The organism is Enterococcus sp. DIV1059_2 (genome assembly GCF_051713685.1).
GTDB classification, from domain to species: domain Bacteria; phylum Bacillota; class Bacilli; order Lactobacillales; family Enterococcaceae; genus Enterococcus_D; species Enterococcus_D casseliflavus.
In genome coordinates this window covers 34,947-48,187 of sequence record NZ_JBIOQK010000002.1, presented here as the reverse complement: position 1 = coordinate 48,187, position 13,241 = coordinate 34,947, and the positions used below count along the sequence as shown (strand labels likewise).

13 protein-coding genes and 3 tRNA genes are annotated in these 13,241 nt (G+C 35.7%); all 16 read left to right on the top strand.

The genetic code is table 11. From position 1 onward, the window contains the following. Positions 1 to 6: 6 nt before the first annotated feature. A complete protein-coding gene (locus IGI72_RS18395) occupies positions 7 to 2,061 on the top strand; it encodes an ATP-dependent helicase (RefSeq protein WP_438755226.1) in 2,055 nt (684 codons plus the stop codon). Beyond that, a complete protein-coding gene (locus tag IGI72_RS18390; protein WP_438755225.1) occupies positions 2,024 to 2,431 on the top strand; it encodes a hypothetical protein in 408 nt (135 codons plus the stop codon). The genes IGI72_RS18395 and IGI72_RS18390 overlap by 38 nt, the downstream gene beginning before the upstream one ends. Positions 2,432 to 2,527: 96 nt before the next feature. Beyond that, positions 2,528 to 2,851 (top strand): hypothetical protein, encoded by a 324-nt coding sequence (locus IGI72_RS18385; protein WP_139843258.1) that lies wholly within the window; start codon positions 2,528 to 2,530, stop codon positions 2,849 to 2,851. A gap of 866 nt (positions 2,852 to 3,717) precedes the next feature. Continuing rightward, positions 3,718 to 3,791 (top strand) — tRNA-Asn (locus tag IGI72_RS18380). Positions 3,792 to 4,669: 878 nt separating this feature from the next. After that, positions 4,670 to 4,743, top strand: a tRNA-Arg gene (locus IGI72_RS18375). Between the two features lie 620 nt (positions 4,744 to 5,363). After that, positions 5,364 to 6,476 (top strand): AAA family ATPase, encoded by a 1,113-nt coding sequence (locus IGI72_RS18370; RefSeq protein WP_438755224.1) that lies wholly within the window; start codon positions 5,364 to 5,366, stop codon positions 6,474 to 6,476. A gap of 349 nt (positions 6,477 to 6,825) precedes the next feature. Continuing rightward, positions 6,826 to 6,899, top strand: a tRNA-Ile gene (locus tag IGI72_RS18365). A 36-nt stretch (positions 6,900 to 6,935) separates the two neighbouring features. Then, the gene (locus tag IGI72_RS18360) at positions 6,936 to 7,142 is read left to right on the top strand and encodes a hypothetical protein (RefSeq protein ID WP_086373339.1); all 207 of its coding nucleotides are present in this window, start codon (positions 6,936 to 6,938) and stop codon (positions 7,140 to 7,142) included. Positions 7,143 to 7,450: 308 nt separating this feature from the next. Beyond that, entirely contained in the window at positions 7,451 to 8,050 is a 600-nt protein-coding gene (locus IGI72_RS18355) for a hypothetical protein (RefSeq protein ID WP_438755222.1), read from the top strand. Between the two features lie 49 nt (positions 8,051 to 8,099). Further along, complete coding sequence (locus IGI72_RS18350; RefSeq protein WP_438755221.1) at positions 8,100 to 8,576, top strand: dihydrofolate reductase; 477 nt, start codon at positions 8,100 to 8,102, stop codon at positions 8,574 to 8,576. A 317-nt stretch (positions 8,577 to 8,893) separates the two neighbouring features. Then, on the top strand, positions 8,894 to 9,286 hold the full coding sequence (locus tag IGI72_RS18345; RefSeq protein ID WP_438755219.1) for a hypothetical protein: 393 nt from the start codon (positions 8,894 to 8,896) through the stop codon (positions 9,284 to 9,286). A 61-nt stretch (positions 9,287 to 9,347) separates the two neighbouring features. After that, positions 9,348 to 9,575: a hypothetical protein gene (locus tag IGI72_RS18340; RefSeq protein ID WP_413155954.1), complete on the top strand. Its 228-nt coding sequence runs from the start codon at positions 9,348 to 9,350 to the stop codon at positions 9,573 to 9,575. A gap of 106 nt (positions 9,576 to 9,681) precedes the next feature. Then, a complete protein-coding gene (locus IGI72_RS18335; RefSeq protein WP_438755217.1) occupies positions 9,682 to 10,530 on the top strand; it encodes a hypothetical protein in 849 nt (282 codons plus the stop codon). A gap of 36 nt (positions 10,531 to 10,566) precedes the next feature. Next, entirely contained in the window at positions 10,567 to 10,926 is a 360-nt protein-coding gene (locus tag IGI72_RS18330; RefSeq protein WP_438755216.1) for a hypothetical protein, read from the top strand. A 292-nt stretch (positions 10,927 to 11,218) separates the two neighbouring features. Further along, positions 11,219 to 12,589 carry a Y-family DNA polymerase gene (locus IGI72_RS18325; RefSeq protein WP_438755214.1) on the top strand — a complete coding sequence of 457 codons (1,371 nt, stop codon included), beginning with the start codon at positions 11,219 to 11,221 and terminating at the stop codon, positions 12,587 to 12,589. Beyond that, entirely contained in the window at positions 12,573 to 13,064 is a 492-nt protein-coding gene (locus IGI72_RS18320) for a hypothetical protein (RefSeq protein WP_413155958.1), read from the top strand. The genes IGI72_RS18325 and IGI72_RS18320 overlap by 17 nt, the downstream gene beginning before the upstream one ends. Positions 13,065 to 13,241 lie beyond the last annotated feature (177 nt).

Sequence of the window (13,241 nt, the reverse complement as noted above, 5' to 3'; positions counted from 1 at the left end):
ATTGTTATGGACAGTACCTCAGCAATTTTGGATGGACTGAATGACAAACAAAGAGAAGTTGCAACGTTTGTGGATGGCAAAGCTATTGTTTTAGCTGGTGCAGGTTCTGGGAAGACGCATACTTTGACCAGAAGAATTGCCTACTTGATTCACTTAGGTGTTCCTGCCTGGCAAATCACTGCAGTAAGTTTTACTAAGAAAGCAAGCAGGGAAATAAAAGACCGGGTGTTAGACGTTATTGGGTCCCCGGCCCTAGATGTAAAAATAGGTACATTTCATAGTTTATGTATGCGAATATTACTGTCAAATCAGCAAGTACTTTATCGTCATGGTCTTTTAAATCAGGAGACTATGACGATTTTGACTGAAGATGATTCTTCAGCAAAGATTAAAGATTTCTGCTTTATGTTTGGAATTACAGATGATGACAGTATTAAAGCTTGTCAGAGTAAGTTAAATTATTGGGCTAATAATAATATTTCTCCTGATGATTTAAAAAATTCTCCAGAAGAAAACAAGGATTATATACTGGCTTATCAAGAGTATATCATGTACAAGTACAATGCTGGATACGTCGATTATAACGATATGCTTTCTCTAACGTTGAAATTATTGAAAACCGATGAAGAAGTATTACATACGTGGTCTAGAAGAATTAAATACTTTTTAGTAGATGAATGTCAGGATTTAAATAATGTACAGTTTGAATTGATGTTTTATTTAACCAGTCATTTTGAAAACTATATGTTAATTGGCGATGATTTACAAAGCTTATATAAGTTCCGTGGAGCAAACGTCAATAATATGATTGATATAAAAAATATTGAGCCTGAGATACAAACATTGTTATTAGAACGTAATTATCGAAGCACTCAAACAATTGTGCAGGCCAGTAACTCCTTAGTATCCCATAATATTAACCAACTTGAGAAGGTCGCTTACTCTGAAAGAGAGAAAGGCCACCCGATTTATGCATATGTCTCCCCAGATGAAACTAAAGAAGCAGATTTTATATGTGAAGCCATACAAGGATTCGTTGCAAGTGGACAATACTCCTATAAAGACTTCTCTATAATCTACAGAGCTGGGTGGCTATCTCGCCAGATTGAGTTGGCCTTAACAAGTTTGGGAATACCTTTTGATGTTCAAAATGGAACTTCTTTTTATGACCGGAAGGAAGTTAAGGATATTGCTGCTTACTTGAGAATTATTCAAAACCCTACCGATGATATTGCACTAGCTAGAATTGTTAATGTACCTAAACGAGGAGTTGGTGAAGGAACACTGGATAAGATTAAGATGTATGCATTAGAAAATGAGTTATCTTTATACGCTACCATGCGGCATTTAAATGATATCAAAGGTATAAGAAAGACAACTAAGGAAGCTATTGCGAGTTTGTTGGATACTATCCAGGAATGCAGAGAATTTATTTTTGCATCGCCGAATCAATCGGTTCACTATCTTGTAAACATGATAATAAGAAAAACCAATTTCTTAGACCAATTTGACCCGAGTAAGGTAGAAGATGAGACAAGAATCGATAACCTTGCTGAGATTTCAAAAATCGCTTTGAGCTTCGACGTTGAATTGCAACGACAAATGGATTCTGACGATTTTGACAAGTTGGAATACAAAGATTCTTTAACAAGATTTATCGCTGGCACAGCTTTATTTGAGGTAGATGGCGATACTAATTCTGATGATGACTCTGAAGACAACAAAGTAAGGCTTACCACTGTTCACTCGTCTAAGGGCTTAGAGTGGCCTATAGTTTTTGTAGTTGGACTTGAAGAAGGAGTTTTTCCGTCTAGAAGGAGTGAAACAGAAGAAGATATCGAAGAAGAACGTCGAGGAATGTATGTAGCGATGACAAGAGCAAAAGATATTTTGTTTGTTTCATACAATCAGAATCGATACTTTAGCGGAAACGTACTCACTGAGCAAAAACCGAGTCGATTTCTATCAGAATTACCTAAAAGTCATTTAAAAATATTAGGGTGGAAAGCAGGGGTAGCAACGAATGAACAAAGTTCAGCAAGAACAATCCACACCAATTGAGATTCAGGAGTTTGATTTGTATTCCAGAGAACAGATGGATATCCTTCAGAAAATGGTCACTTTGTATTCACCGATGCAGATGTGTCTGGAATCATACAAAATAAATATGTTTATGATACTAGTTGGAGAAATTGCAGATAGTATCTACGCCGCTGAAGTCCAAAAAGAAGAAAACCCAGATGCATTACTTCTCGATGAAGATATTGTTTTCTATCTTGATTTATGGGCAATTATTAAAAGCAAAAATTTATCACTGGTTCAACTAATTTTTGAGAATGATATTGAGAACGACGAGAAAGCTATCTCTGAAGTACAAAAATATATTTCTATGCAAGCAAAAGCAATGGGAAAATGGATTATCGAAAAATAATTTAAATAATTTTCGAATTAGGGGTTTACTTTCCTATTGTGCGAGATTTAAGTATTAATAGAGATAAGAAGTACTTAAATGTTGGGAGCTAAAGAAATGGACTATCTATTTGCAAACAGAAGAAGTGGGAAGACAATGGAATCAATCAAGCGTTCAAATGAAACTGGCGCCAGAATTGTCTGTCAAAGTCAACCTCAAGTCAGAATGATTATGGAAACTGCACGAAGAATGGGTGTTGATATTCCTGAACCAATAATTGCTTCAAGAGTTAGAGAAGAGGCTGTAAGAGGTAGGTTAGTTGGAAGAAACGGCATGTATATTGTTGATAATCTAACTAATTTTATTGAAGACATGCTCGGCGGAGAAGTAATCTTGGCCACAGATACACCCAATACGAATGCTACTATAACTTTACAATAAAAAAGTTACAGTAACTTTAATGCAAATTAGTTCTTTCAAACCCTGCATCTAAGGGATTTCATTTCTAAACCCTTTAGTTTCGACCAAAAACTGAATTTTTTTACAACTCTTTTTTATTCTTTAGCTACCTTGATAGGCTGAAAATGTAGGGGTTTGATTCCCCTATAGCTAGTTATCATATTTTATATGATATTTACTAGGTTGTTTCTAGTGTACGCACAATCACAATTTTCATTTACTTCCGTCAAGAGAGTTTTTCTTTCTTGGCGGCCTCTCCGATGTAGTTTTTAATGAGGTTTTTTTCTCCTTAGAGAGCAGCACTCACATTTTTTTCCTCATAGGTAAAAATGAAGGTTCGATTCCTTCCTACATCATCGTCGGAAGATGCAAATGGTTAGCAGCCCCAGACAGGGTGTGAGATTCATCTGTCAGCATGCAATAAAAATCTCTAAGTGGTTCGACTCCACAATCCGGCATTGAGTCTGATGATAAAGGACTCATGACTTTACTTTCTTGCTTTGGATTCTTTCACGATAATTCAAAGAAAGGACATATGATTCTTAAGTATATTGGTAGTCTAATTGGTAAGGCGTCTCTAGGCGGTAGGTACTTATATGGCAAGACCGATGCTGAGAGGGATGAATGAAGAGTAAGTGGTTCGAAACCATTGAAAGACATCCGTTCGCTAATAGCGTTCTTGAAGGTTCGAGTCCTTCTCAATATATTAAAAACGGCGGAGTAGCTGAGTGGTTTAGCTCTATGTTCATGATAAGGATGTAGGTATGTGGGTTCAATTCCCACCTCTAGCCATTGAAATCGAGCATGAAAAATCGTTTAAGTTTTGTCTTGCTCGTTTCATTAATTTTTCCTCCTTAGCTCAGTTGGTAGTAGCGCATGACTGTTAATCATGATGTCGCAGGTTCGAGTCCTGCAGGAGGAGTTGTTGTTTTGGATGAACAACAAGCAATAGAATTATCATAAAATATGGAAATTCTCAATCGTATCATTGTGGCGGAACTTAGATAGACGCATTGGTTGGATTCATTTGAATCGGTCCAAGTAACGAAAACTAAACAGGAATGTTATATGAGTGGGGCAGTACCACTCCAATGATATTGGCTCACGGATGGCCTTAAATTCCGGTTCTTGTGGCGGAAAATGTAGACGTATAAGTAGCCAATGCTAAAAACGTAGGGTATTGGAGCTTATTTGAGGGATAGATAGGTGACGACTCGTTCCCGACTGCAAGGTGAAAATCCTTGCCAAGAACAAAATGCCTATGATGGTTCTAGATACCGAAAAAAACTAGAAAGAAACTCTACGGTGCTACGTCTGGCAATGTAGTAAGTGTGCTGTATGTGTACACCACCATGTTTCGGTCATTGTGGCGGAAGTAGAAGACGCTTGGTTGTATCAATATTGTTAGGGGCGACCAAATAAAGGAACTAGCCACTCTTTTGTGGTATTGATACGTGAGTGGGGCAGTGCCACTCCAATGACATAGACGAGGATACTATTCTTTATGAGTCCTTTTGTATGATAAAGATACATAAGATAAACTCACTGTTTTTCCAGCAGGAGAATAGATGGAATATCAGAGTCGAAAAAAACAAAACTGGATGTTCGTATAATTCAAAAACATCTTCTTAGCTCGTTGTTGGGACTTGAGAAACCCCAATAGCAAAACTCAACTTTGAATTACAATAAAGTCAGTATAGTTATAGGGGCGCTGAATGCGAAATTATAGTTATAACCCTTTTGGGTGAAGTTGATATATTTTTTAGGGTTTGAATCCCTTTTGCCTCTTATTCTCATTTTCGGAGCATAGCTCAACAGGACAGAGCATTCGCCTTCTAAGCGAACGGTTGTGGGTTCGACTCCCGCTGTTCCGGTTTTCTATTTGAAAACTAAATAATTCCAAACCTAGTGCAGAAAGACTGAACATCTTGCTAGGATGGCATGTTGTAATTCTAAATAGATGTATCGGCGTGATAATGTCGATATGTTTAGGAATCGTTCCTGGTAACAGGGAAATGTCTACTGATAAAAGTCAGTATTAGTTGTGTGCTATTGCTAAACTATCCAGAGATAAAGTGAGAGCCTTTCGGGTGAGACAATAGACGCTACTTTGAGTAGAAAAATCTTAGTTAGGATATGTCTGATAAACATATTAAACCTAAGAAACATCAACCGATTCACTTCTGACGTAAATCCTAGAAATAGGCCTATAACGAAAGAACTCTGCACGAGTAGCTTAATCGTCGGCTCAAGTAGAAGAGTATATCTACTCCAATAAAGGAAGATAAATCCTATTAAAGCTGAATGTTCAAGTGAAAGTTGTTGGTTGTAATGCCAGACCGCACGTTTATTTATGCAAGAATAAGTTACTAGGTAGCTCCTGGTGATTCAGCATTCTTGAGTGTGTGACTGAATGTCTCGCAAATAGTGGAAGCAAGGAAGAAAAGCCTGGAATTATTTAGTTTTGAGGTAGAAAAAAATTAGGAGAGATAGAATGAAAATTATTTCGCATAGTTCACATTATGAGATTTACCCAGATGATGTAAAAACATCTGATTTATTACCCCCACAAACCTATATTGTAAGATTCAACAAGATGTCAGGATTCTTTTTGGAAAAAGGAACTGATTTAAAGAATCAAGAAGAAAAAATCTATGGTCCACATTTATCAAAAGTTGATAAAGTGCTTGGAACTTACAGTATGTTTGAACGAAGTCTTGGCATCATTGCCAGCGGCGACAAAGGAATAGGTAAATCATTATTTATTCAGCTGCTTTCTGAACGTACTATCGCCCAAGGAATTCCGGTAATCATTGTTAAAACTGCTTACTTTGGCATTGCAGACTTTTTAGATTCTATTGAACAAGAAGTATTAGTATTGTTTGATGAGTTTGAGAAAGTTTTTGATGAAGATGACGATAATTGTGAAAGCCAGGGGGCATTGTTAGGATTGTTCGATGGCATGTCGCAACAAAAAAGGCTTTATGCCCTTACAGTAAACAACCTAAATAAAATGAGCGAATTCATGTTAAATCGTCCAGGTAGATTCCATTATCATTTTAGGTTTGACTATCCTGATGCTTCTGAAGTTACTGAGTATTTGGAAGATAAATTGAGTACAAAGTATCACGAAGCCATCAATGATGTAGTTATCTTTTCTTCCAAAATAGGACTAAATTATGACTGTTTACGTGCTATTGCATTTGAACTTAACTTAGGTACACCTTTCAAAGAAGCTATCAAAGATTTGAACATCATGAATTTTACCAATGAAAGATATGATGTAACATTTGAGTTAAGTGACGGAACCTTTGAACGCTTCGATGATAAAATTGTCGATTTGTTTACAGATTCTGAGGAGCTAACTTATTATTTATCACGAAATCGTGGCAGAATTTCTGTAGCTTTTAATCCTAAGAAATTGGTAGTGGACCCTATAACAGGAATCTTTAGTGCCGATTCATCCAATTTTATCTCTTCTGAATTTATCCCAGAGAGAGAATATGATGAAAATGACAATCTTATTGTTTCTAAAGAACCTGCTGTGACCCTTGATAAAATTTTTATTAAAAAAGATAAAAGCGCCTCTTTAGCATATGCAGTTTAAGCAGGCAATGTGGTATAGGTGATGAGCCTATTAAAATATGGAAGAATTTCTTCTAGTTGTTAATTGGAAATCGACGGGTATACCTTGTAACAACATTGATGTCACTAGTTTAAAAAAGAAGCTGCTTGAGCTATAGGCAAAGTAGATAGCAGCAAAAACCATTTGGGTGGTAAAAGCCTAAATTACTGCCCCCAAAAATATGAGTTTTGTATTTCTCATACAGCTAAATGTAGATGGTTCATTAGCTGAAATAAGGACCGGGTTTTCTTTACGCTAGTTAAAAGAGGACGAAGGTGGTAGGAGATTATTCTCTGAAAGGGGGTTCAAGTCCCCCCTGGTCCATTTATCCGGACCTTTAGCTCAGTTGGTCAGAGCAGACGGCTCATAACCGTCCGGTCGTAGGTTCGAGTCCTACAAGGTCCATAACTTGCAATAATTATAAGAATCGAGGCGTTTCAGATGGATAAAATTGAAAAACTAATGCTTTCTGGGTGGGACGTTTTGCTGGAATGCAAAGGTTCTACTCGTGAGTTCTCAATGAGTTATGAAGCACATGCTACTAATGTAGAAATACCTTTCACACTTCATGCTGTAGCCGATTCAATTGAGGACATTGGTTCAAAATTAACGAGTCAGCTTTCGGATTATAACAAGATTGTCTCTTGAATGATGAAGTAAAAAAAGTAACATTACCTGAAAGTTTAGACATTCTCTCTTTCTTTTTCGTTATGAACTCTGGATTTTTTTAAATTATCAGTTTTATGTAAGAGCTTAATGACATCCTAACAACATGGAGGTACAGAAATGCTAGTAAAGATAAAACAATTTTTTTGCTCTCATGATTTCGTTTCGAGCGGGATTCGAGGGAATGGACTTAATAAGTATGTTGACCATCGATGTACGAAATGTGGGCAAAATAGTAAAGAATATGTGTGAGGACAGCTTAGCTGTTCTTTTTTTTAGGAGGATAAATTATGGACTTTAATGTTGGAGATAATATAGAAGTATTTACAACACAATTATATGGAATTAAAGTATATGCTCGGATAATTAGAAAAGAAGAGTCATTTCTATATTTTTGCTTCGTAACTACATTGCCAGACTTATCAAAAGTCATTAGTAATGAAGTATATAAAATTGAGATTTCTAAATTAGAAGACCCTTCAGCTTTTATTTACCATAGAGAATCAAAGATACCTTTCAATTTGTATCCTGAAGACTATGGTCATGAGATTTCTTACAAATTACAAAAGAAGATTTCTAAAACAATAATCAGAAAAATCACTGTTAAGCTTTGGCTTATGAAATATTTCCCAAAAAGAACTTTTGTCTATGTAACTTTTAAAAATTATGGCTATCCAGAACGCTATATCAGACAGATACTAGATGAAGTGAAAGAAGCATTATCTGCCTCTCATTTTACTGTAGATTATAACGAGTCTGTAGGCTCTTTATCTATAGGGTATCTCAGAATAAGCATACACCATGATGGTTCCCCATTATCTATTCCTAGAAAACTGCAAAGAAAGTTATTGCGCTCAAATAAGAAATTAAAACATCGTATAGACAATTAACTTAATTAGGGTTTATGTAAAGAGGAAATAATACAAAGGGCGTGTTCAAATGTTAAAGTTAATAGCAGCAATGGATGAGGGTAGAGGGATTGGTCTAAACAATAAGTTATTGTATAAGAGCAAGTTGGATATGAATCGTTTCAAAACGCTGACTGAAAAAGGAATAGTCGTTTATGGATTTAATACTTTTTCCTCCCTCCCTAATGGCCCGCTTTCATCGAGACGAAACATTCTTTGGTCTGAACGAACAAACGAATTACCCTATTCTCAAGTTGAGATAATGAATACCAAAGAAATTCTTAGTTTATCAGAAAATGAAGATGTATGGGTGATAGGAGGAGAGAATACATATTTAGAATTTATCGACTTTGCTGATGAAATTGAATTAACTATTTTCGAAGGGCAAAAAAAAGCAGATACATTCTTTCCCGGTTTTGAACTATTTTTTGAAGAAACAACATCAGAGAAGTTTGAAGATGAAACGGTTAACGGAACTTTTATTAATTATAAAAAAATGGAGTTTTAGGGGTTTACATCTTATTATGTAGTGCTTATTTTATGAGTGTAGAAATACCTCGTTTCTACGCCTCCTTTCAATTTTCATTTTTATCCTTCTTAGTATTTGATATAACCTCTCTCATGTCAAACCTCCCTCTCCTTATTCTATAAACCTCCTATCTATTTTATTAATCTCATGTGCATTTCTTCTGATTCAATACTAAGACAATCAATAGCATCTAAGGGTGCTATTTTTTGTTGCTTTTTTAGAAGATGTAGTACAGAATAAATAGAGGGACTACGCCCTGAAATTGACCAAAAAACAAAGAGAGTGGGTAACATTGTATGGCAACTATTGAAGAAATGAAACAAGAAGCAAAGCTACGAATGATTCGCCTAAACTTACAACCAGCTGTATTAGAAAAATTTGAAGAAGGAACATTGTATATAACAAGTGCTCTAGGGGCAGTTAGAGAACTAAGTCCTGAATCGGATTATTCTGAACTGGTAGAAAAATTGAAAAAAGGGAATAAATTACCTTACCATCTCTTAGAAGACATCGATTCTGTATCTATTTTATTTGTATCAAATGAAAGCGCTGATTGGCCATTAGAGGAAGAGTATGCTAAGCAGCATAACTATATGGCATACGTATCTGAATTTGAGTATCCAATTTTTGCGGAATCAGGATTTATTAGTATCATTTCAGGACCAACAGGAATCAAACGTGTAGGGTAATAACCTGGACTTAATAAATAAAACAGAGCCTCTAATCTTAGAGGCTTTTTTGGAGGGAATAATGACTAACAGTTTATCGGATTTTACCTATTCAGTTTATCTGAAGCATCGTTTTAAAAAGCAATATTGTTCAGAATTTGATGATTTCGGATGTGTTGCGAAAACAACAAATGATATTGATAAAGCATGTATGCTAGAACTGGGCTCCAATGCGTTGTTCAAAATGCAAGATGCCTTTATGTTCAGCCGTTGGAAAGTTGTTGTAACTCGTCAATCATTGGCCCGATAATATTGAATACGCTTCAAATAAACATTGATTTCATCTCAGAGTTATAAGAAAATAGACAAAAGAGCTCTAGAATAATGAAGAAAAGATGTTTATGGAGGTGTATAGAATGGTAAAAAAGCAATATATTCTACGTACTGTAGATAGCGATTCTGAAAATACAGTTTTAGGTTTTTGGAAAATAGAGACTTTGTCTGATGAGGATAGTTTACAGTTAGATTCAATAAGGAAAAAGTATTTTCACCGGGATGCAAATGTCGCTTTTCAAAGAGTGGAAAGTTTGGGATTCACTATAATCTCTGATACTCTATCAATTCCAAACGGCAGTAACAATTTATACTTTATTGGAAATCCAATAAGTGAAAAAATGGAAGCGGCTATTTTTGGCCCGATTATTATTTGTAAAGACCTCATTGAGGAGAACACTATCACTGTTGAAGGCTTCAGCGATATGGAAATACAAGAACTTCTATTTGGCAAACTTTGGTCTGATGTAATCACTCCTGCTCAAGAGACTGTTCAAAATGTAATGGAGCAACAAATATTGACCGACGTGTTGAGGAATCCTCCGACAAATTTTGGTCGAGTTACTCAGGTAACAGGTAATGAATCGATAACTATCAATTATTACCCTGATTATAACGAAATGAGCAGGTATATAATGGATTTACTATCTAGCTTTAAGGGTATTGATGAGCGGGACCAATTAATCAATCATTTCAATGAATGGTTAACCAATTTTATGTGGAATACTGCAGAGGACGAAAGAAATAAAGACTTGGTATTAAGAATATTTTTCGTCCCAGAAGAAATTATTGAAGAACAATATGCTGATGAACATCTGGACGATTTTATGGTTTATGAGGTTGTAAATGGTACTCTTCGAAAAGATAATACGAAGTTTATACAAGGAAGCCTTGCAAAAAGTGGTTTCTATATTAATTCAAATAAAACTTGAAGAAGCTTAAGGGCTTCTTTTTTTTGAGGTGAAATGATGGAAAGACAAGAAATGAACGAACAAACAGAATTACTAATTCACAAAGCTGACATTTCAGCTCGTATACCATGGTTTAATACATTAACGGATGTTCCTAAAGAATTGAGCTTGAAGAATTGGAATCTAGCAACAAACTATCCAATTGACAACCATAAAACAGAGAATTACGAATGTTTTTTGCAAGGATTAACAAATGAATATGGGGTGCGATGCCATTCCCACAGAAATCCAAACAACTTACTTGATGATTATCTTCACTCGCAAATAGAATTTGACTTCAATTTGATAGTTTCTGACATGTTTTTTATATTTGAAGCAAAAGAGTATCTTCTATTAACTAGGGAGAAAAACGAATAAAAGATAGAGAATGTATCGTCATGATACGTATGCTGTCGACTGTTCGCATTCGTGTTCGTTTATAAATCTCTTTTAGACTGAAAAATTTATCTATTCTCTAAAGATATAATCAAAAAAATTTTTTACTGTTATATAATTAGTTAGAAACATTAATATTTCAATGTTTAAATTTAAAATAGAGGTTTTTTATTTTGTTTTTAACACAAATTGGCCATCTTTCTTCTTGACTAAATATGCGAACAAATGTTCTAATAAGAGTATGAATTTCGCATCTTTAGTGAGGAGGATGGTCATGAACTATGAAATGAATCCGAAATTCATTTATGATAAAGAACCTTCGCGCGATATATTATGTATCGACTGTAAATCTTTTTATGCCAGCGTAGAATGTGTTGCTAGAGGTCTAAATCCTCTAAAAGCCAAGCTAGTAGTAATGTCTTATCCGAATGACACACCCGAAGAAATGGGGAGTGGACTAATATTGGCTAGTTCCCCTGAGGCAAAAAAGGCCTATGGGATATCAAACGTTTCACGGGCCAGAGATTTACCTTTTCCATATCCGAAAGATTTAGTAATCGCTGCACCAAGAATGCAGGTATACATGGATATGAACAAGAAGATAAATAATATTTACAAAGAGTTTGCTGACGAAAGCAATCACGCAGTTTACAGTGTAGATGAAAGTTTCGTCGATGTAACTGATTGCTTGAAATTATTTGGAGCTAAAGATGCAGTGGAGATGGCTAAAATCATTCAAACTGAAGTATACAAACAAACAGGAATCTATACTACAGTTGGAATTGGTGATAACCCGTTACTTGCAAAATTAGCATTGGATAATGAGTCAAAGCACAACCGAAACATGAAGGCAGAATGGCGTTATGAAGATGTTCAGAATAAACTTTGGGCTATCGACAACTTGACTGATTTTTGGGGAATCGGAAAAAGAACAGCTATCCGCTTGAAACGAATGGGAATAGAAACTATTTATGATTTGGCTCACGCAGATTATTATAGATTGAAATCACAGTTCGGTGTATTGGGTACTCAGCTATATGCGCATGCATGGGGTATAGATAGGACGTTTATAGGACAGGCTTACACACAAAAGTCTAAGAGTATAGGCAATTCGCAAGTATTAAATAAAGATTATACCAGCAAAAAAGAGCTTGAAGTAGTAATCAAGGAGATGGGCGACCAAGTGGCCACACGTCTAAGGAGAGCTGGAGCAAAGGCTCAAGTCATTTCTTTATGGATAGGATTTTCTTTGGGATATACAGATTCTTCTGGCAAACGTGGCTTCCATCAACAATTGAGTATCCCTGCTACAAATTCTAGCAAAGAACTATCAGAGTATCTGCTTCAGATATTTGACAAACACTATAAATATCAAGATGTAAGAAACATCGGTGTTAACTGCTCTAAATTAGTATTTACAACATCGCTGCAGCTAAATCTCTTTGAAGACCCAGACGACCAACTGAAGGAAAGAAAAGTAGATTATATTGTAGATACTATCCGTCGAAAATACGGATTTAAGAGCATTGTCCATGCGCACTCGCTTATGGCCGGAGCCCGAGCTATTACCAGGAGTTCCTTGGTTGGAGGGCACGCAGGTGGGCTATCTGGAATAGAAGGTGGACCAAGTGGTTCGAAGAACTAAAAAAGAATTTTCAGAATACAACCAATACCATGACCGACCTTTTCCGCTCAAATGGGGCACTGCTTATGCGATGGACGAGCTGGTTAAAGGTATAAAAGAAAACGAGAAAAATGCTACAAAATCAATCAAATCATTCGACCAAATGACAAGAGAAGAAATTGACGATGTTCTATCAGAAGCTTTTTTAAAAAATAAAAAAGTGTCTATCCAGCTAAATACTAGGGATAACATGGGTAGGCTTTTGGAAAGTATAGAAGGTGGATTTTATGGAGAAGCCTACGAAGATTACTTTGTTTGTGAGGACAGAAAATTTAAATGGGAGGACATACGACATATACATATCTTGGACCAAGACAAATGGTTCGAGGTCAGCGTCTTTGATTTATCAACAAAAAAGCCGCTAAGCAAGAAGATTAATAAGCCTGAAGTCGAGCTAATCAAGGATGAAACCTATCAAGATTTCTATGAGGAATAAACTCTGAAATGATATATGTCGTATCAAACTATTCAAATTAATCATGTTTTAACAATACGTATGCAGGAGAAGCCGTTATAGCTTTCCTGTATACTTTTTTATTTTGTTGATATCGTTGATATACTCTTATGGTATTATTATGATTAGATGGAGAAAATGAAAGAGCGGGAGTGAAAC